At 64.1% G+C, this 19835-nt stretch carries 16 protein-coding genes; 4 read left to right on the top strand and 12 right to left on the bottom strand.

Features of this window, described 5'->3' with window-relative positions; all coding sequences use genetic code 11:
* Positions 1 to 81: 81 nt before the first annotated feature.
* Both guaA and guaB read right to left on the bottom strand, forming a co-directional pair.
* Complete coding sequence (gene guaA, locus RLO07_RS05180) at positions 82 to 1659, bottom strand: glutamine-hydrolyzing GMP synthase (protein WP_462291063.1); 1578 nt, start codon at positions 1657 to 1659, stop codon at positions 82 to 84.
* Positions 1660 to 1671: 12 nt separating this feature from the next.
* A complete protein-coding gene (gene guaB, locus RLO07_RS05175; protein WP_462291062.1) occupies positions 1672 to 3141 on the bottom strand; it encodes an IMP dehydrogenase in 1470 nt (489 codons plus the stop codon).
* Between the two features lie 76 nt (positions 3142 to 3217).
* Here guaB and xseA point away from each other — a divergent pair, with 76 nt between their 5' ends.
* Positions 3218 to 4573, top strand: coding sequence for an exodeoxyribonuclease VII large subunit (gene xseA / locus RLO07_RS05170; RefSeq protein ID WP_462291061.1), 1356 nt, complete (start codon positions 3218 to 3220; stop codon positions 4571 to 4573).
* Here xseA and RLO07_RS05165 read toward each other — a convergent pair.
* Positions 4570 to 5217 (bottom strand): Crp/Fnr family transcriptional regulator, encoded by a 648-nt coding sequence (locus RLO07_RS05165; protein WP_462291060.1) that lies wholly within the window; start codon positions 5215 to 5217, stop codon positions 4570 to 4572. The two genes, xseA and RLO07_RS05165, sit on opposite strands and share 4 nt — an antisense overlap.
* Positions 5218 to 5438: 221 nt before the next feature.
* Here RLO07_RS05165 and RLO07_RS05160 point away from each other — a divergent pair, with 221 nt between their 5' ends.
* The 3 genes from RLO07_RS05160 to RLO07_RS05150 are packed head-to-tail and all read left to right on the top strand — an operon-like array spanning position 5439 to position 8786.
* Positions 5439 to 6884, top strand: a complete 1446-nt coding sequence (locus RLO07_RS05160) for an adenylate/guanylate cyclase domain-containing protein (RefSeq protein WP_462291059.1) — start codon at positions 5439 to 5441, stop codon at positions 6882 to 6884.
* The gene (locus tag RLO07_RS05155; protein ID WP_462291058.1) at positions 6877 to 7251 is read left to right on the top strand and encodes a response regulator; all 375 of its coding nucleotides are present in this window, start codon (positions 6877 to 6879) and stop codon (positions 7249 to 7251) included. The genes RLO07_RS05160 and RLO07_RS05155 overlap by 8 nt, the downstream gene beginning before the upstream one ends.
* Positions 7248 to 8786 (top strand): sensor histidine kinase, encoded by a 1539-nt coding sequence (locus RLO07_RS05150; RefSeq protein ID WP_462291057.1) that lies wholly within the window; start codon positions 7248 to 7250, stop codon positions 8784 to 8786. Before RLO07_RS05155 ends, RLO07_RS05150 begins: the two co-directional genes overlap by 4 nt.
* Here RLO07_RS05150 and RLO07_RS05145 read toward each other — a convergent pair.
* From RLO07_RS05145 to xerD, 9 genes are all read right to left on the bottom strand, one after another.
* The gene (locus RLO07_RS05145; RefSeq protein ID WP_462291056.1) at positions 8734 to 9333 is read right to left on the bottom strand and encodes a hypothetical protein; all 600 of its coding nucleotides are present in this window, start codon (positions 9331 to 9333) and stop codon (positions 8734 to 8736) included. The two genes, RLO07_RS05150 and RLO07_RS05145, sit on opposite strands and share 53 nt — an antisense overlap.
* Positions 9334 to 9414: 81 nt before the next feature.
* Complete coding sequence (gene lysS / locus RLO07_RS05140; protein ID WP_462291055.1) at positions 9415 to 10911, bottom strand: lysine--tRNA ligase; 1497 nt, start codon at positions 10909 to 10911, stop codon at positions 9415 to 9417.
* Positions 10912 to 10919: 8 nt separating this feature from the next.
* A protein-coding gene (gene prfB / locus RLO07_RS05135; protein WP_462291054.1) for a peptide chain release factor 2 occupies positions 10920 to 12018 on the bottom strand; the annotation gives its coding sequence in 2 pieces (ribosomal slippage) (positions 10920 to 11942 and positions 11944 to 12018; 1098 coding nt in all).
* 118 nt (positions 12019 to 12136) lie between these two features.
* Positions 12137 to 13879 (bottom strand): single-stranded-DNA-specific exonuclease RecJ, encoded by a 1743-nt coding sequence (recJ, locus tag RLO07_RS05130; RefSeq protein WP_462291219.1) that lies wholly within the window; start codon positions 13877 to 13879, stop codon positions 12137 to 12139.
* Between the two features lie 9 nt (positions 13880 to 13888).
* Complete coding sequence (gene thrC / locus RLO07_RS05125; RefSeq protein ID WP_462291053.1) at positions 13889 to 15286, bottom strand: threonine synthase; 1398 nt, start codon at positions 15284 to 15286, stop codon at positions 13889 to 13891.
* An 11-nt stretch (positions 15287 to 15297) separates the two neighbouring features.
* Positions 15298 to 16653 carry a homoserine dehydrogenase gene (locus RLO07_RS05120; protein ID WP_462291218.1) on the bottom strand — a complete coding sequence of 452 codons (1356 nt, stop codon included), beginning with the start codon at positions 16651 to 16653 and terminating at the stop codon, positions 15298 to 15300.
* Positions 16646 to 17833, bottom strand: a complete 1188-nt coding sequence (gene alaC / locus RLO07_RS05115) for an alanine transaminase (RefSeq protein WP_462291052.1) — start codon at positions 17831 to 17833, stop codon at positions 16646 to 16648. The genes RLO07_RS05120 and alaC overlap by 8 nt, the downstream gene beginning before the upstream one ends.
* Positions 17834 to 17961: 128 nt before the next feature.
* Complete coding sequence (locus RLO07_RS05110) at positions 17962 to 18708, bottom strand: DsbC family protein (protein WP_462291051.1); 747 nt, start codon at positions 18706 to 18708, stop codon at positions 17962 to 17964.
* 85 nt (positions 18709 to 18793) lie between these two features.
* Positions 18794 to 19687 carry a site-specific tyrosine recombinase XerD gene (gene xerD, locus RLO07_RS05105; RefSeq protein WP_462291050.1) on the bottom strand — a complete coding sequence of 298 codons (894 nt, stop codon included), beginning with the start codon at positions 19685 to 19687 and terminating at the stop codon, positions 18794 to 18796.
* Positions 19688 to 19835: the final 148 nt, after the last annotated feature.

The following is a 19835-nucleotide window of genomic DNA, read 5'->3' as shown; positions in this document are numbered from 1 at the left end:
CCCGAGTAAAAAAATGCGGCGACATACGCCTGGCTGCCTTTCAGCGACAGACTTTGCCAGTGAGCACCTGACGTTGCCAGGTCACTCCCACTCAATTGTCGCCGGCGGCTTGCTGCTGACATCGTAGGTCACCCGTGACACCCCGGAGATCTCATTGATGATCCGGTTGGACACGGTTTCCAGCAACTCATAGGGCAGATGCGCCCAGCGCGCGGTCATGAAATCCACTGTCTCCACCGCGCGCAGGGCGATCACCCACTCGTAGCGGCGGCCATCACCGACCACACCGACAGACTTGACCGGCAGGAACACGGCGAAGGCCTGGCTGGTCTTGTGGTACCAGTCGGCGCGGTGCAATTCCTCGATGAAAATGGCGTCGGCGCGGCGCAGGAGCTCCGCATACTCGTGCCTGACCTCACCAAGGATACGCACGCCCAGACCCGGGCCCGGGAAGGGGTGGCGGTAGACCATGTCGTAGGGCAGGCCCAGCTCCAGGCCGATGCGCCGCACCTCGTCCTTGAACAGCTCGCGCAGGGGCTCCACCAGGGACATCTTCATATGTTCGGGCAGGCCGCCGACATTGTGGTGTGACTTGATCACATGGGCCTTGCCGGTCTTGGCGCCGGCGGACTCGATCACATCCGGGTAGATGGTGCCCTGGGCCAGCCAGTTCACGTCCTGCAACTTGCCCGCCTCGGTATCGAAGATCTCGATAAAGGTGTTGCCGATGACCTTGCGCTTCGCCTCCGGATCCGCAACCCCGGCCAGTTTGCCCAGGAACAGGTCCTGCGCATCCACCCGGATGACCTTCACCCCCATGTTGCGGGCGAACATTTCCATGACCTGGTCGCCCTCTTTCAGGCGCAGCAGACCGTTGTCGACAAACACACAGGTCAGCTGGTCGCCGATGGCCCGGTGCAGCAGGGCCGCCACCACGGAGGAGTCGACACCACCCGAAAGTCCCAGCAGCACCTTGTCGCCGCCAACGGTCTCACGCACCCGGGCAATGGCATCCTCGACGATATTGGCGGGGGTCCACAGTGCCTCGCAGCCGCACAGTTCCAGCACAAAGTGCTCGACGATACGCTTGCCCTGCAATGTGTGGGTGACCTCGGGGTGGAACTGGATACCGTAGAAGGGCTTGTCCCGGTGCGCCATGGCAGCGATCGGGCAGCTCTCAGTAGCGGCCACCAGCTCGAAGTCAGGCGGCAATTCCACCACTTTGTCGCCGTGACTCATCCATACATCCAGAACGCTGTTGCCGTCCGGGTCAAAATGGTCGCGGATATCATGGAACAGCCCGGTGGTGGAAACCAGGCGGATCTGGGCATAGCCGAATTCGCTGGTGGGAGACGCCGAGACCTCGCCACCAAACTGTGCCGCCATGGTCTGCATGCCGTAGCAGATGCCGAGCACCGGCACCCCCAGCTCGAACACGCAATCCGGCGCCCGCGGCGAGCCCGGCGCGGGCACGGATTCGGGCCCCCCGGACAGAATAACGCCGCTGGGAGCGAAGGCGCGAATCTCGTCTTCGCTCATGTCAAAGGCGCGAATTTCGCTGTAGACCCCCACTTCCCGCACCCGACGGGCGATGAGCTGGGTGTACTGGGAACCGAAGTCCAGAATGAGGATCCGGCTGGCGTGGATATCTGCAGTCATGGAAATTCGGCCCTAGCGCACGGGATAGTTGGGCGCTTCCTTGGTGATGGAGACATCGTGGACATGGCTCTCGGACATGCCGGCGGAGGTAACGCGCACGAACTCGGGCCGGGTACGCATGTCGTCGATGGTGGAACTGCCCGTGTAGCCCATGGCTGAACGTACTCCACCCATGAGCTGGTGGATAATCGCCGATACCGGGCCCTTGTAGGGCACCCGGCCCTCAATGCCCTCGGGCACCAGCTTCTCGGAACCCTTGCCCGCATCCTGGAAGTAGCGGTCGGCGGAGCCCTGGGTGCGGGACATGGCGCCCAGCGAGCCCATGCCACGGTAGGCCTTGTAGGTGCGGCCCTGGAACAGTTCGACCTCGCCCGGCGCCTCTTCCGTGCCGGCAAACATGCTGCCCATCATCACCGAGTAGGCGCCGGCCACCAGGGCCTTGGCGATGTCGCCGGAGAAGCGTATTCCGCCGTCGGAGATCACCGGTATATCGCGGCCTTCGAGGGCGGCAACCACATTAGAAATGGCCGTGATCTGCGGCACGCCGGTACCGGTCACAACCCGCGTGGTACAGATGGAACCCGGGCCGATGCCGACTTTCACCGCGTCCGCGCCGGCCTCGACCAGCGCCAGCGCGGCAGCCCCCGTGGCAATATTGCCGCCGATGACCTGGACCGAGGGAAAGTCGCGCTTGATCATGCGCACCCGATCAATCACGTTGCGGGAATGGCCGTGGGCGGTATCCACCACCAGCACATCCACCCCGGCGCGCACCAGGGCGGCGACCCGGTCGTCGGTATCCGGGCTGGTACCCACCGACGCGCCGACCCGGAGCTGGCCGTAGGAATCCTTGCAGGCCAGCGGAAAGCTTTCCGCCTTGTCAAAATCCTTCACCGTGATCATGCCCCGGAGGTCGAACCGGTCGCTGACCACCAGGATTTTCTCGATCCGGTACTGGTGCAGCAGGCGCTGTACCTCTTCCGAGCTGGCGCCCTCCTTGACCGTGACCAGTTTGTCGCGGGGGGTCATGATCTCGGACACCAGCTTGGCCGGATTGGACTCGAAGCGGGTGTCACGGCGGGTGACGATCCCGACCAGATCCTCGCCGTCCAGCACCGGCACCCCGGAGATGCCGTGGGCGCCGGTCAGCTCGCGCAACTCCGCCAGACTGGCGTTCTGCTGGATGGTGATCGGATCCTTGACCACGCCGCTCTCGAATTTCTTGACCCGGCGCACTTCCTCGGCCTGCTCCGCGATAGTCATGCTCTTGTGAATGATGCCGATACCCCCCTCCTGAGCCATGGCTATGGCCAGCCGGGCTTCGGTGACGGTATCCATGGCGGAGGACATCAGCGGGATATTCAGCTCGATGGCGCGGGTCAGCCGGGTGCGCAGGGAAACATCGCTGGGAATCACCTCGGAATAACCCGGCAGCAGCAGTACATCATCAAACGTCAGGGCTTCCTGGGCAATTCGCAACATGGGTCTCTCCGGCTGGCGGGTTGCAGCTAAACATGTAATTATAAATCTTCTGCCCACCACAGGTAAACCAGAGTCCGTGCTGCAACACCCTGTTTCCGACAACCCGCCGACCCTGACCGTTGGCCAGCTGAACCGGGAAGCACGGCGCCTGCTGGAAAGCCACTTCGACTACCTCTGGGTGGAGGGCGAGGTCAGCAACTTCGTCGCGCCCTCCTCCGGTCACTGGTACTTCACCCTCAAGGACAGCGCCGCCCAGGTGCGCTGCGCCATGTTCCGCAATCGCAACCAGCACATGCGCCTGACACCGGCGAATGGCATGGCCATCCGCCTGCGTTGCCGGGTGTCCCTGTACGAGGGCCGCGGCGAGTTCCAGCTGATCGTCGAATTTCTGGAGCACGCGGGTGCAGGTGCCCTGCAGGCGGCCTTTGAGCGGTTGCGGGACAAGCTGCAGGCCGAGGGACTGTTCGAAGCGGCGCGGAAGCGCCCGCTGCCCGCGCAGGTAAAGCGGCTGGGCGTGATTACCTCGGCCACAGGAGCGGCGATACACGATGTGCTCACGGTACTGCGGCGACGCTGCCCCTCGGTGGAGGTGCTGCTGCTGCCGGTGCCGGTCCAGGGCGAATCCGCCGCCGGGGAAATCTGCGCTGCTATCGAGCGCGCCAACCGCTGGCATGCAGAGGGACTGGTGCAGCTGGATGCCCTGCTGGTCACCCGCGGCGGCGGCTCCCTGGAAGACCTCTGGGCCTTCAACGAGGAAATCGTGGCTCGCGCCATCGTCGCCAGCGCGCTGCCGGTGGTGAGCGCCGTCGGCCATGAGGTCGACATCAGTATCGCCGACATGGTGGCCGACCGGCGCGCCGCGACCCCCTCGGCGGCGGCGGAGTTGCTGAGCCCGGACCAGCGCGAGTGGATCGCCCGACTGACGCAGCTGGAGCAGAACCTGGCCAGCCGCATGGAGACCAGGTTACGCCAGGCCAACCGCGAATTGCTGCACCTGCGTGAGCGTCTGCGCCATCCCGGGCACCTGTTGCGGGAACAGGCGCAGCGCCTGGATGACCAGGAACAGCGCCTGCAGCGTGCCCAGCGCACCCTGCTGCGAGACCAGCGCGGCCGGCTGCTGTTGCTGGAGAGCCGCCTGCAGGCACGCTCACCGGCAACCCGGCTCAGGAATCTGCAGGATCAGGTGGCACGACTGGAGCAGAGACAGCAGCGCGGCATGCGCAGCAAACTACAGGCGGCAACCACGCGTCTTGCCCACATGGCGCAGTTGCTGGATTCCGTGAGCCCGCTGGCAACCCTGAATCGGGGGTACAGCATCCTCACGGATAACGATGGAAAGGTCGTTCGGGATGCGGAGCAGGTGGCGGCGGGCGACCTGCTGGACGCCCGCCTGGCCAGGGGCCGGCTGCGACTGGAAGTGAAACCGGGCTAGTACTTCGCCGGCAGACGCGTATTGATGATGATGTGGCGGCCCTCAAAGCGAATGTACTCGCCAATGGTGAGGTCCTTGAGTATCCTCGCCACCATTTCCCGGGACGCGCCGACACGATCCGCAATATCCTGCTGGGTCAGCTTCTCGGGAATGAACAACGTACCATCACCGCGCTCTTCCGACAGGTCCATCAACACGTTGGCCACGCGGCCATAGACATCCTGCAGGGCGAGGCTCTTGACGTCTGCAGTGAGCTTGCGCACCCGCTGGGCGAGGTTGCTGATCAGTTTGCGGGCAATGCTCGGATGCTGGTCCAGCACCCGGTTGAAATCTTCCTTGAAGATAATGCAAAAGGAACACTTCTCCACTGTGCGAACCGAGGCAGAGCGCAGGGAGTCGTCGAGCAGGGCCAGTTCGCCGAAATAGTCGCCGGCGCCCTGGGTGTTCATGATGAACTCCTTGCCGTTCTTGTCGCTGCAGTACACCTTGACCCTGCCACTTTCGATGACAAACAAGGAGTCGGCTGGATCGTTCTCGTGGATGACCACCGTGTTTTTCGGAAAGGAGCGGCTGGTGCTGCTGCTTGCCAGCGCATCCAGCTCCTCCCGGGAGAGACCCTGGAAGATTTCTACTTGCTGCAACATGCCTGTTATACCTGCCCCATGAAAAGCCTGATCCCTGAAGCCCTCGGCGCCATAGTACCTCAACTTCAGACCTGAACGCACGTGCGAACGGTCGATACCGCTGCCGCCGTGCTGCCGCGCCGCGACACCCTGTATCTATAACGAATGAAACGCGGATTTCCACAGTAAAGTCAGCATCGCTATACTGCAAGCCAATCCGCGATCCAGGGATCAATCAGCTTGTGAGCACAGACAGCAGCCCCCCCCTCGCCCCCTGGAGCCAGATGCTCTTGAGCGCCGTCAACGAACTGAGGGCACTGGCCGAGGAAGATGGCGCCGCCCTCGACAGCACCGTGCAGGAGGACCTGCGGCGCCTGTTCCGGGCTGCCGCCTCGCTGGAGACGCAGCTCGCCAGCCCGGCTCTCGACAGCCACCACGACCAGATGAACAGCCTGGCCGCCATCCGCGGCTATGCCGAGATTCTGCAGGAGGACACCGCCGCGGACACCACGGGCCTCGGCGACAGCCTGGCGCGACTGCTGCAGGCAGTGCACACCGCGCACAACGGTGCAGCGAACCCGCCGCCACCAGCGCGACGCACCATGGCCGCTGAACCCGGCTTTATCCTCGCGGTTGATGATCTGCAGGAAAACCGGGAGTTGGTCGCCCGCTACCTGTCCCGCTCCGGGCACCTGGTGGTAACTGCGGCCAGTGGCGCGGAGGCACTGCAAGCGCTCGCCACAACCGATGTCGATGTGGTGCTGCTGGACCTGATGATGCCGGACATGGACGGTCGCGAGGTGCTGCGGCGAATCAAGGAACACCCGGAATGGCGGGCAACGCCGGTGATCGTGATTTCCGGCAGCCAGGACATGGACGGGATCATCGCCTGCATCGAGGCGGGCGCCGACGACTACCTGTTCAAGCCCTTCAACCCCGTATTGCTGCAGGCGAGGATCAAGGCCGGTATTGAGCGCAAACGCTGGCACGACCGCGAGGAGCAGTACCGGCAGCAACTGGAGCGCAACGAGAAATTCATCCGCGCCACCTTCGGCCGCTACCTCTCGGACGAGATCGTCACCGAGATCCTGGAGCGACCCGAGGGGCTGGAACTGGGCGGCGATCTGCGGGAAGTGACGATCATGATGTCCGATATTCGCGGCTTCACCACCTTGAGTGAACACCTGGCCCCGCAGCAGGTGGTCGCCATGCTCAATCGCTACCTGGGCACCATGACCGACATCATCATGACCTACAATGGCACCATCGACGAGTTTATCGGCGACGCCATCCTGACTGTTTTCGGCGCGCCCCAGCGCCGGGATGATGACGCCGACCGGGCAGTGCGCTGCGCGCTGGCCATGCAGGACGCCATGGCCACCATCAATGCTGACAACAGGGCTGCCGGCCTGCCCGAACTGGCCACCGGCATCGCCCTCAATACCGGCTCTGTGATCGCCGGCAACATCGGTTCCGAGCGCCGCAGCAAGTACGGCTTTGTCGGCCATCCCATGAACGTCACGTCGCGTATTGAAGACCACTGCCAGGGCGGGGAGATCCTCATCTCCGACAGCACCGCCAGCAAGTTGCAGGGAACCTACGCCCTCAGTGATCGCCGCGAACTCGCCATCCGCGGCATTGAGCAATCGGTCGCCGTGCAACGCATCCGGGAGGCCGGCCATGACTGAGCAGCGCCCGGTACTGCTGGTGGAAGACAACGAACTCAACTGTGAGATGTTGACCCGGCGACTGACCCGTGCCGGCTTCACCGTGATCACCGCTGCCGACGGTGCACAGGCGCTGGCGCTGATGGCGCGAGCCCGGCCCGCACTGGTACTCATGGACATGAATCTGCCGGTAATGGACGGCTGGACTGCCTGTCGGACCGCGCGGGAAGACGAGCAGCTGCGGGATATCCCGATCATTGCCCTCACCGCCCATGCGATGGAGGCGGACCGCCGCAGTGCCCTTGCCGCAGGCTGCGACGACTATGCCACCAAACCCATCGATTTCCCGGAATTGCTGGCCAAGATCCGGAGACTGACCCTCTCATGAGCCTGCGCCGCCGCCTGACCCTGTCGCTGTGTACCATCCTGGTACTGTTTGCCATCAACGTCGGCACGCACTTCTGGGGCAGCTACGCTCGCCAGGAGAGCATGCTCGCCTACCGCAGCTCCGTGACCGCGGCGCAACTGTCCACCGATGCGGCCCAGTTGCTGGAAAACCAGCGCCAGCAGATCCTGGTGCTGGCCACCCTGCGCGAGACCACGGGTGACAAGCTCGAGGCCGCGGAGCTGGAACGTGCCGAGGCAGACCTCGCCACCATCAGCGACAAGCTGCGCGAGCTGCGCGCCCTCAGCAGCGAGGTGACGCGACCCCAGTACCAGCGGCTGCAGCTGGCCAGCGACTACCTGCTGGCCAGCTGGCTGGAGTTTTACCGCAGGTACAATGACCCCGACTTTCGCGACGACATGGACGACCCACTGCCCTTTGTCGAGACCCTGGAGCACCTGCGCCAACTCGAACAGCACCAGGCCTTCATCGCGGTGCAGCGGGCCAACCTCAGTGACCGCACCATCGCCCTGACCGACCGCATCACGGTGATCGGCTTTATCGCCTCCATTTTCCTCACCATCCTGCTGGGCTTTTTCCTCCTGCGCTACACCAATCGCTCGCTGAAACGGCTCAAGCGCGGTACCCAGCGCATCGGCAGCGGCGATCTCGACTACCGCATCGTCGGCATTGAGGACCGCGGGGAGCTGGGGGAGCTGGCGACAGCCTTCAACGACATGTCGGACAAATTGCGCAACGCGATAGAAGAAGTGCGCCAGGCCAAGGATGATGCAGACGATGCCAATGCCGCCAAGAGCCGATTCCTGGCCAATGTCAGCCACGAGCTGCGCACGCCGCTGAACGCCATCATCGGCTACAGCGAAATGCTGCACGACGAGCTGGATGACACCGGCGAGGTGGACAGGGAGCAGTTCCAGCGCGACCTGGACAAGATCGTGCGCTCCGGCCGCCAGTTGCTGGCGCTGATCAATGACATCCTCGACCTGTCAAAAATCGAGACCGGCAAGATGGCCCTGCACCACGAGCACTTCGCCGCCGCAGACATTCTCCGCCAGGTCGCGGACGCCATGGCGCCGCTACTGCGCGAACGGCAAAACCGGTTGCACCTGCCCGCGGACTGGTCTGACCTGCCAGCGCTGTACTCGGATGCAACACGGTTTCGCCAGATCTTCCTGAACCTTCTGAGCAACGCCTGCAAATTCACTGACGGCGGCGACATCTACCTCACTGCCAGCGCCACAGGCAGTGGCCCCGATGCGTGGCTCCGGTTCAGCGTCAGGGACACCGGCATTGGCATGAACGAGGAAGAGCAGTTGCGAATATTCGACGCTTTTGTCCAGGCTGACAACACCACCAGCGTCAACTACGGTGGCACCGGCCTCGGGCTGGCGATCTGTCGCGAGTACTGTGAGCTGATGGGCGGGCGCATAAACGTCAGCAGCGCTCCGGGAGCGGGCGCCGAGTTTACGGTTGAGATCCCCGCGACTGCCCCAGAGTCAGCTCCCGCAACCGCCTGATTGCTTCCTCCCGCTTGGCCAGGTCTTCGGTGAGCGTGGCGTTGCTGTTTTCCAGGTCGGCAATGTGCCGGTTCAACAGGGCGAAAGCCGCCAGCGAATCACGCATCAACAGCGCGGTGGCGTGTACCTGCATGTCCGGCAGCAGGCGCCGGGCCAGGGACTGGTAGCTCTGTTCAGCGGCATCGTGGTCATACAGCGGGCTGTCTGGCAGCATGGCCAGATAGGCAATGGCCACGTCAGCCTCCCACTGCGCCGCGACCCCCGTTTCCAGCCGCTTGTAGCGCTGGAAATGCTGCAGGGCGGTCACCGCATCACCCTGGCTGAGGGCCTGGTAGCCGCGCTCAAGGAAGGTCAGATCGCGCGCGGGCGACGGCTGGCACTGGCACTGTTCGCGGGTCGGCAGGTTCAGGGTAAGCTCAGGTGCTGGCACAGCCTCCGCCACGGACAGCTCCTGTCCCGGTGCCTCGGAAGCCTCTGGCACGGTACCGCAGGCCGTCAGCAGCAGGACAATGCCAGCTGCCAGCAGCGGGGTCAGGAGTGCCGTCACGGGAATATCCTTGCGTAAATCATCATGCTGCCAGTGTAACATTCACCGCAGTGAGGGCGAAGCGGACCGCGACAACCGCCCCTATTCGGGGCGCATGTGCGGAAACAGCAGGACATCGCGAATCGAGGGGGCGTTGGTCAACAACATCACCAGGCGGTCGATACCAATCCCCTCGCCAGCTGTCGGCGGCATGCCATACTCCAGCGCACGCACGTAATCGTGATCGTAATGCATCGCCTCCTCGTCGCCGGCTTCCTTTTCCGCCACCTGGTCGCGGAAGCGCTGGGCCTGGTCCTCGGCATCGTTGAGCTCGGAGAAGCCATTGGCGATTTCGCGGCCACCGACAAAGAACTCGAAGCGGTCGGTAACGAAGGGATCGTCATCGCTGCGCCGCGCCAGCGGCGATACCTCAGTGGGGTAGGCGGTGATGAAGGTGGGCTGGTCCAGGCGGTGCTCCACCGTCTTCTCGAAAATCTCGATCTGCACCTTACCCAGGCCCCAGCTGTCTTTCAGGGGAATGCCCAACCCGGTTGCGAGAGCGCGCGCGCCCTGCTCGTCCGCCAGCTCGGTTGCAGCAAAGTGTGGGTTGTAGTGGAGAATCGAGTCGAACACGGAAATTCGCGTGAACGGTTGCGAGAAATCGTAGGTCGAGCCCTGATAGTGCACGGTCGTACTACCCAGAACTGTGGCGGTCAACTGCCGCAGCATGTCCTCGGTCAGGTCCATGGCGTCGCGGTAGTCGGCGTAGGCCCAGTAGAACTCCAGCATCGTGAACTCGGGGTTGTGCCGGGTCGACAGGCCCTCGTTGCGGAAATTGCGGTTGATCTCGTACACCTGCTCAAAACCGCCGACCACCAGCCGTTTCAGGTACAGCTCGGGCGCGATGCGCAGGTACATGTCCATATCCAGGGCGTTGTGGTGGGTGACAAAAGGCTTCGCCGCCGCGCCGCCCGGAATCACCTGCATCATGGGGGTTTCCACCTCCATGAAGCCGCGCCCATCCATGTAGTCACGGATGAAGCGGACGATCTTCGAGCGCAGCTGGAACACCGCGCGCGATTCCGGGTTCACGATCAGGTCGACATAACGCTGGCGGTAGCGCAGCTCCTGGTCCGCCAGACCGTGGTACTTGTCCGGCAGCGGGCGCAGGGCCTTGGTCAGCAGCTGCGCCTGCTCCATGTTGATATAGAGGTCGCCCTTGCCGGACTTGTGGATGGGGCCGCTGGCGGAGACGATATCCCCCAGGTCCCAGCTCTTGATTTCCGCCAGGGCAGCCTCGTCAAGCGCCTTGCGGTTGACGTAGAGCTGGATCTGGCCAGACCCGTCCTGGATCAACAGGAAAGCGCCGCGGTTGCGGACCAGTCGCCCGGCCACTGAGTAGTGGCGATTCTCCTGCTCCAGCTGCTCCTTGCCGCTGCCGCCGTACTCCCGCTGCAGGTCAGCGGCGAGGCCGGTACGGCGGAAGTCGTTGGGGAAGGGATTGCGCCGGGTTCGCAGCTGTGCGAGCTTGCCGCGGCGCTCGGTGATCAGCTTGTTTTCTTCCTCGGCGCCGCGGGGGGTCTGGTCCTGCTCACTCATGCTCTGTCCTACAGCCCCTTCTTCAGCGAGGCTTCGATAAACTGGTCGATATCGCCGTCCAGCACCGCCTGGGTGTTGCTGGTTTCGACGCCCGTGCGCAGGTCCTTGATCCGCGACTGATCCAGCACATAGGAGCGGATCTGGCTGCCCCAGCCGATATCCGCCTTGCTGTCCTCGGTCGCCTGCTTGACCTGGTTGCGCTTCTGCACCTCCAGCTCGTAGAGCTTGCCCCGCAGCAACTTCATTGCCCGGTCCCGGTTCTGGTGCTGGGAGCGCTCGGTCTGGCACGAAACCACTACCCCGGTAGGGTTGTGGGTAAGCCGCACCGCCGAGTCCGTCTTGTTCACGTGCTGGCCGCCGGCGCCGCTGGAGCGGTAGGTATCCACCCGCAAGTCCGCCGGGTTGATATCGATCTCGATGTCGTCGTCGATCTCCGGCGACACGAATACCGAGGCAAACGAGGTATGGCGGCGGTTGCCCGAGTCGAAGGGAGACTTGCGCACCAGGCGGTGGACGCCAGTTTCCGTGCGCAGCCAGCCAAAGGCATACTCACCCTCGAACTGGATGGTCGCGCTCTTGATGCCGGCCACTTCGCCCTCGGACACTTCGATCAAAGTGGTCTTGAAGCCGCTGGCCTCACCCCAGCGCAGGTACATGCGCAACAGGATCTCGGCCCAGTCCTGGGCCTCGGTGCCACCGGAGCCGGCCTGGATATCGAGGAAGCAATTCGCTACGTCCATCTCGCCGCTGAACATGCGCCGGAATTCCATCTGTTCCAGCAGCTTGACCAGCTTGTCTATGTCGGCCTTGACCTCGGCGACCGTGCCCTCGTCGTCCTCCGCCGCCGCCAGCTCCAGCAGGTCGGCGGCATCGCCGGTGGCGCCCTCCAGCTTCTCGATGGTCGAGACAATCTGCTCCAGCGATGAGCGCTCGCGACCCAGCTCCTGGGCCCGTTCCGGATCGTCCCAGACGCTGGGTTCAGCCAGCTCCAGCTCTACTTCCGCCAGCCTGTCCTTGCGGTTGGCGAAGTCAAAGATACCCCCTGAGCACGCCGGTGCGCGCCTCGATGTCCTTGAGGGTAGTTAGCAGCGGATTGATCTCTAGCATGTGCCTTGTGTCCTGCGGAAAAAGGCGCGCAGTGTACCGCAGGCGGGGGTTGCAGGTCTAACGCCTGCGTCGGACTGCGCGTCCCGGACTGCCACTGGGACGGAGCGAGAGTCGGAACTCACTCCACCGGCTGCAACTGCTCAACAACCAGCTGCAACGACCGTCGCCCCCGAAACTCATTGACGTCCAGCCGATAGGCCGCCTCGACCCACTCCCACGCCGGATCCGGCCACACCTCGAGGTCGACATTGAAGGCGATGGCATCCACCACCTCGCCACCCGGGAGCCCGAGCACCAGTTTCAGATGCCGCTCACCGACGATACGCTGCTGCACAACCCGGAAGCGGCCGTCGAACAGCGGCTCGGGGAAATGCTGCCCCCAGGGACCGCCAAAGCGCAGGGCTTCGGCCAGCGGCAGCTCGAACTCGTCGGCAGCCAGTTCGCCGTCGGATTCCAGCACCGCTTCCAGGTCCAGGTCGCGGCCATGGAGCGCGACTTCTGCGACGAAGGCCTCGGCGAAGGCGGGATAATGGGCTTTCGGCAGGCTCAGGCCCGCCGCCATCGCGTGGCCGCCGAAACGGGTAACCAGCCCCGGATTGCGGGTGGCCACCGCGTCCAGCACATCGCGGATATGGATACCGTTGATCGAGCGCGCCGAGCCCTTGAGTTCGTCGCCACCGGGTTCGGCGTCGGCGAAAACGATGGTGGGACGGTGCAGGCGGTCCTTGACCCGGGAAGCGAGGATACCGATGACGCCCTGGTGCCAACCCGGCTCATACAGGGCGATGGCAGCCGGCGGGCTGCCATCCTGGTCCTGCAGCGGCAGGTTCTCCAACAACGACAGTGCCTCCTGCTGCATGCCCCGCTCAATCTGCCGGCGGTCCTGGTTAAGCTGCTGCAGACGCCCGGCGTAGTCCCGGGCAACAGCGGTGGAGGGCGCGAGCAGGCATTCTATGCCGACTGACATATCGTCCAGTCGGCCGGCGGCATTGAGACGCGGCCCGATGGCAAAACCGAGGTCGGAGGCGACAACGCTGGTCGGATCACGACCTGCGACCTCGAGCAGGGCAGCGATCCCGGGCCGCGCGCGGCCACTGCGGATACGCTGCAGGCCCGCCGCCACCAGGATCCGGTTGTTGCGATCCAGCGGCACCACATCCGCCACCGTGCCCAGGGCCACCAGGTCGAGGCAATCGGCGAAGTTGGGCTCGGGCAGGGACCTGCTGGCAAACCAGCCGCGCTGGCGCAGCTCCGCCCGCAGCGCCAGCATCACGTAGAAAATCACCCCGACCCCGGCCATGGCCTTGCTGGGGAAGTCACAGCCGGGCTGGTTGGGGTTGACGATGACATCCGCCGCCGGCAGTTCGCGCCCGGCGAGGTGGTGGTCCGTGACCAGGGTGGCGATGCCCAGCGCCCGCGCCGCTGCCACGCCCTCGATGCTGGAAATGCCGTTGTCGACGGTGATGATCAGGTCTGGCTGCCGTTCTGCCGCCAGCGCCACGATTTCCGGGGTGAGACCATAGCCGTATTCGAAACGGTTGGGGACCAGGTAATCCACCTGGCTGGCACCGAGGGCGCGCAGGGCGGTGATGCCGAGTGCAGTGCTGGTGGCGCCATCGGCATCAAAGTCACCGACGATCAGCAGGCGCTGCCGGTTGGCGATGGCGTCGGCCAGCAGCACTGCCGCTGCCGCCGCGCCTTGCAGCGTCGCGGGCGGCAACAGTTCCTGCAGCGACAGCTTGAGCTCGGCCGGGTCGGTAACCCCGCGACCACTGTAGATCCGTGCCAGCAGCGGGTGCAGACCGGCTTGCACCAGTCCGGAGGCCGGCTCGGCCTGGCGGCGCGCAAGTCTGCGGATCAGCACGGGCGCTCAGGCGCCCAGGTTATTCGCCATGAACGCCTGCACTGCCGCCAGGTCTTTCGGCAGCACCTCAAAGCGCTCCCGGCGATCGAACAGGTCCGCCAGGTGCAAAGGCAGCGCGGGTTCGGTCCCGATACCCGCGCGCTGGATCGCCTGCGGGAACTTGGCCGGGTGCGCAGTCGCCAGGGTGACCACCGGAATGCCCTCGCCGATGCCCGACGCCAGCGCCGCTTTTACCCCGATCGCACTGTGTGGATCCAGCAGATACTCACAGTCCTGCCAGGTCGAGGCGATCTGGGCGCAGGTTTCCTCGTCCGGTACCCGGTAGCTGCTGAACAGGTCGCGGGCGCGGGCCATGGCGGCCTCGGAGAAGTGGACATCGCCCTGGTCAAAGTCGCGCATCAGCGTATTGACCGCGGCACCATCGCGATCGTAGAGATCGAACAGCAGGCGCTCGAAGTTGCTGGAAACGGTGATGTCCATGCTCGGCGACAGGGTGTGCTCCAGCGACTGGCGGCCGTAGGTCGCCGTGGTCATGACCCGGTGCAGCACGTCGTTGCGGTTGGTGGCGATGATCAGCTGCGCCACCGGCAATCCCATCCTGTGGGCCAGGTAACCGGCGAAGATATCACCGAAATTGCCGGTCGGGACCGAAAACGCGACCGGCCGCGCCGGGCCGCCCAAGGCGACGGCGGCGTAAAAATAGTACACGATCTGGGCCATGATCCGGGCCCAGTTGATGGAGTTCACCGCCACCAGGCCGCGATCCGCCGGCAGCACACCGCGGTTGCCGAAGGTGGCCTTGACCATGGCCTGGCAGTCATCGAAGTTGCCCTGCACCGCCAGGTTGTGGATGTTGTCGCCCACCACCGTGGTCATTTGCCGACGCTGTACCTCGGACACCCGCTCATGGGGGTGGAGTATGAAGATGTCGATGTTCTTGCAGCGTTTGCAGCCTTCGATCGCGGCGGAACCGGTATCGCCCGAGGTCGCGCCCATGATCACCACTTTCTGCTGACGGCGCTCCAGCACATAGTCCAGCAGGCGTCCCAGCAGTTGCAGGGCAAAATCCTTGAACGCCAGGGTGGGACCGTGGAACAGCTCCAGCACCCACTGGTTGTGGCCAATCTGCACCAGCGGTGCGACCGCGTTGTGGCGGAACACGGCGTAGGTGTCGGCGATGATCTGCTGCAGGTCCGCGGCGGGTATACTGTCGCCGACAAAGGGCTCGATAATGCGCTGCGCCAGCTGCGGGTAATCCATGCCGGCCATGGCCGCGATCTCCTCGCGGCTGAACTGCGGCAGCGCCTCCGGGACGTACAGGCCGCCGTCAGAGGCGAGACCGGTGAGCAGTACCTGCTCGAAATCCAATACCGGGGCCTGCCCCCGGGTGCTGATATATTTCACGTTCGCCCCCGTCAACCGTCCAGAACTTCAACCCGAATGCGGACCACCTTGCCCGCAATCGTGTCCAGTGCCTCAATCTTGGTTACCGCCTCGTCCACCTTGCCCTGGGCCGCCCGGTTGGTGAGCACGATTAGCGGCACCGTCGCCTGCCCCGGCGCGGGCGCCTTCTGGATCAGGGCCTCGATGCTGATACCCTGGTCGCTGAAGATGGTCGCGATCCGCGACAGGACACCGGGGCGGTCCTCGGCCTCCATGCGCAGGTACCAGGGCGTTTCCACCTGCGCCATGGGTACGATAGGCAGGTCGCGCAGGGATTCATTGCAGAACGACAGCGACGGCACCCGGCTGACCTGGCCGGCGCTCAGGTCCCGCGCCAGGTCCACCAGGTCGGCCACCACCGCTGACGCCGTGGGCTTGCCGCCGGCGCCAGCGCCGTAATAGAGCGTCGGGCCGACGGCACTGCCTTCGACCAGGACCGCATTCTTGACCCCGTTGACGTTGGCCAGCAGGCGGTCTTCCGGGATCAGGGTGGGGTGCACCCGCAGCTCCACGCCGCTCTCTCCCTGCTTGGCGATTCCCAGGTGCTTCACCCGGTAGCCCAGCTCATCGGCATAGTCGAGATCCTGGGGCGTGAGGCCGGAGATACCCTCGGTGTAGACCGAATCGAACTGCAGCGGGATACCAAAGGCGATGGACGCCAGGATCACCAGTTTGTGGGCGGCGTCGATACCCTCCACGTCAAAGGTCGGGTCTGCCTCGGCGTAGCCCAGAGCCTGCGCCTCCGCCAGCACATCGGAGAATTCCCTGCGATGCTCGCGCATTTCACTGAGGATAAAGTTGCCGGTGCCGTTGATGATGCCCGCCAGCCACTCGATACGGTTGCCGGCCAGCCCCTCGCGCAGGGCCTTGATGATGGGGATGCCCCCGGCGACGGCCGCCTCGTAGCGCACCGCCACGTTGTGCTCCGCCGCCAGCGCAAACAATTCGTTGCCGTGCTCGGCGATCAGCGCCTTGTTCGCGGTCACCACATGCTTGCCGGCGCGGATCGCCGCCGCCACCAGTTCCCTGGCAACCGTGGTGCCGCCGATCAGTTCGACCAGCACATCCACTTCCGGGTCGGCGACCAGTGCGAAAACGTCCCGGCTCACCCGCACACCATTGAGGTCACAGGCCGGATTGTCGCGGCGGATGCCGACGTGGACAATTTCCAGCGGGGCCTGGGCCCGCGCCGCGATGGCCTCGGCGTTTTCCAGCAGCAGATTGAAAGTGCCGCTGCCGACAGTGCCGAGGCCGCAGATACCTATTCTTACCGGTTGCACGTGGCTATTCCCTGTCTCTGTCTCGGTGGTGGTCATGGGTTCAGACATGTCCGTCATTGCGGAACATGCGCCTGATATTGCGCAGGGCCTGCCGGGTGCGATGTTCGTTCTCGATCAGGCCGAAGCGGACGTAGCCCTCGCCATACTCGCCGAAACCGACGCCGGGGGATACCGCTACCTGTGCTTCCTGCAATAACCGCTTGCTGAATTCAATCGAACCCAGCGCCTGGTAGGCCGCGGGAATCTGCGCCCAGACAAACATGGTGGCCCGCGGCGGGGTAACCGGCCAACCGAGGGCATTGAGGCCACTGCAGAGCACGTCCCGGCGCGACTTGTACATGGCGTTGATTTCGCTGACGCAGGTCTGGTCGCCCTCCAGGGCAGCAATGGCAGCAACCTGGATAGGGGTAAACATACCGTAGTCCAGGTAGGACTTCATCCGCCCCAGTGCGCCGATCAGCTGTTTGTTGCCGCAACAGAAGCCGACCCGCCAGCCGGGCATGTTGTAGCTCTTGGACATGCTGAAGAACTCCACGGCGACCTCGCGCGCACCCTCGACCTGGAGGATGGAGGGCGCCACATAGCCGTCGTAGCACAGGTCGGCATAGGCGAGATCCTGCACTACCCAGATCTGGTGTTCCCGGGCCACGGCAATGACCCGCTCGAAAAAGTCCAGCTCGACCACCTGGCCGGTCGGGTTGGAGGGGAAACTCAGCACCAGCATTTTGGGCCGTGGCCAGCTGTTGCGGATGGCGCTGTCCAGTTCCTGGAAAAACTCATCCTCGTTGCCCATGGGTACGTGGCGGATATCGGCACCGGAGATCACAAAGCCGTAGGGGTGGATCGGGTACGCGGGATTGGGCACCAGGATGGCGTCCCCGGGGCCGGTGGTCGCCAGCGCCAGGTGCGCCAAACCTTCCTTGGAGCCGAGGGTGACGATGGCTTCGCTTTCCGGGTCCAGGGTGACGCTGTAGCGCCGCTGGTACCAGTCGCAGATCGCCTTGCGCAGGCGCGGAATGCCCTTGGACTGGGAGTAGCGATGGGTATCGCCGCGACGGGCGGTCTCAATCAGCTTTTCGACAATGTGACTGGGCGTAGGCTGATCGGGATTGCCCATGCCGAAATCGATGACATCCTGGCCGGCCGCGCGCGCCTTCTGCTTGAGGTCACCGATAATATTGAAAACATAGGGCGGCAGGCGCTGGATGCGCTGAAACTGGTCTTCCACGGCTTGGGAACTCGCTCGGGCGGCCGATGACGGGCCGCGATCTAAAAAGGTGGCAAACAGTACTGAGTACGCCCGGCACTGTCAACGCATCCGCAGGTCCTGGCTGCCGGAAGGCGCCGCTGGCGCTGCTACAAACCCAGCGTGACCATCAGTTCGTCAGCCGACTGGTAGCCCGGAATCATCTGCCCGCTGGCGGTGATGATCGCCGGTGTACCGCGGACGCCGAGGCTCTGCCCCAACTGGTACTGCTCCTCAATGGGCGTGTCCTTGCAGACGTTGTCCGGAACAGACTCGCCGTTCTTGAGCCGGGTCAGGATCAGCGGTGGATTGTCCGCGCACCAGGCGGTAGCCAGCTTGCGATAGCCCTCGGAACCGATGCCGGCCCGTGGATAGGCCAGATAGCGTACTTCCACTCCGCGTTTGTTCAGTTCCGACACTTCCCGGTGCAGCTTCTGGCAGTAAAAACAGGTAACGTCGGTGAAAACGGAGATATGGGACAGGGTCTCTCCCTGCGCCGGGAACACGATCATGTCACTGGTATCCACCGCTGCCATTTCCTCGGCGCGCATGCCATCGCGTTGCTTCTCCGCCAGATTGACATAGCCCGCCGGGCCCACGGTAAAGAGATCGCCAACAATGAAAAACTGGCCGCTGGCATTGGCGTAGACCAGCGGACCATCCTGGAACTGCACCGCATACATACCGGCAATTTCGCTGGCTTCGATGCTCGCGACCTTGAGGCCGTTGGCGGGACTCTCCAGCATCTGCCGCAGGGAGTCAGCCACTTCCGCAGGGACTGGGTCCTCTGCCCGTGCCAGCAGGGAGACGGCTGAGAGTGTAACGAACGCTGCGGCAATGAAAACTCGGTTAAACATCGATTATCCTCTGGTTACTGCGGCGTGAGCCGACAGGATTCTGTTCGCGGCGCCTGTTTGGAGCACGCTGGAGCACACAAGTTCCTCAGCCACGGGGGTGATGCTTCGCATGCAGCTCCTGCATCCGCTGTTTCGCCACATGGGTGTAGATCTGCGTGGTCGTCAGGTCGCTGTGACCCAGCAACATCTGCACTACCCGCAAATCCGCGCCGTGGTTCAATAGATGTGTCGCGAAGGCGTGGCGCAGCGTGTGCGGAGACAGCGGCTTGTTGATCTCCGCGCGACGGGCATAGATTTTAATACGATACCAGAACGTCTGGCGAGTCATCTGTGTCCCCCGGCGGCTGGGAAACACCGCATCGCAGGGTATGCCCTTGAGCAATTCCGACCGCGGCCCGGCCATGTAGCGCTGCAGCCAGCTGAGGGCCTCCTCCCCCATCGGCACCAGCCGCTCCTTGCTGCCCTTGCCGAAGACCCGCACCACACCCTGGTTCAAGCTCACCTGCACCAGCTGCAGGCCGGTCAGCTCCGACACCCGCAGGCCACAGGCGTAGAGCATTTCCAGCATCGCCCGGTCGCGGAACTCCAGAGCCACGTCGGTATCCGGCGCCGCCAGCAAACGTTCCACATCCTGCTCCGACAGCGACTTCGGCAGCGGCCGCCCCAGCTTCGGGCTGTCCACATCCAGGGTCGGGTCCACCTGCAGCCGCCCTTCCCGCAGCAGGAACCGGTAAAAACTTCGCGCACAGGACATGAACCGCGCCGTCGACCGCTGCGACTGCCCCTTCACCAGACACGCGCCCAGATAAGTTTGCAGATCCACCCGATCGGCGCGAAGGATGCTGCCACCCCGTAACGCCAGCCATTCCTGATACTGGCTAAGATCCCGTCGGTAAGCGCTCAGCGTATTGTCGCTAAGCCCCCGCTCCATCCACATGGCGTCAATATAGTGCTCAATATCAGGATGGGTAGCGGGCATCGCGCAAGATTACCACGGAAGCGGCAGTGGTGAGCACTCGGCGGGAGCGTTGAGTACACTCCAGCCTGAGCCCGGAGGTCCAGGCAGGGGGCTGGCTGGACTGTTGACGGCATGGATGCCGTCACCAAGCCCCCAAGGACGGGTTCAC

This window comes from Haliea sp., from assembly GCF_040221975.1.
Classification (GTDB): Bacteria; Pseudomonadota; Gammaproteobacteria; order Pseudomonadales; family Halieaceae; genus Haliea.
The sequence above is the reverse complement of the archived record's forward strand: the minus strand, read 5'-3'. Positions and strand labels throughout refer to the sequence as shown.

Excerpts from the sequence above, each read along its gene's own strand:
- RLO07_RS05155 (WP_462291058.1), top strand. The coding sequence starts at position 6,877 with ATGACTGAGCAGCGCCCGGTACTGCTGGTGGAAGACAACGAACTCAAC.
- RLO07_RS05120 (WP_462291218.1), bottom strand. The coding sequence starts at position 16,653 with ATGTCTGAACCCATGACCACCACCGAGACAGAGACAGGGAATAGCCAC.
- RLO07_RS05110 (WP_462291051.1), bottom strand. The coding sequence starts at position 18,708 with ATGTTTAACCGAGTTTTCATTGCCGCAGCGTTCGTTACACTCTCAGCC.
- xerD (WP_462291050.1), bottom strand. The coding sequence starts at position 19,687 with ATGCCCGCTACCCATCCTGATATTGAGCACTATATTGACGCCATGTGG.
- guaB (WP_462291062.1), bottom strand. The coding sequence starts at position 3,141 with ATGTTGCGAATTGCCCAGGAAGCCCTGACGTTTGATGATGTACTGCTG.
- lysS (WP_462291055.1), bottom strand. The coding sequence starts at position 10,911 with ATGAGTGAGCAGGACCAGACCCCCCGCGGCGCCGAGGAAGAAAACAAG.
- RLO07_RS05150 (WP_462291057.1), top strand. The coding sequence starts at position 7,248 with ATGAGCCTGCGCCGCCGCCTGACCCTGTCGCTGTGTACCATCCTGGTA.
- RLO07_RS05165 (WP_462291060.1), bottom strand. The coding sequence starts at position 5,217 with ATGTTGCAGCAAGTAGAAATCTTCCAGGGTCTCTCCCGGGAGGAGCTG.
- guaA (WP_462291063.1), bottom strand. The coding sequence starts at position 1,659 with ATGACTGCAGATATCCACGCCAGCCGGATCCTCATTCTGGACTTCGGT.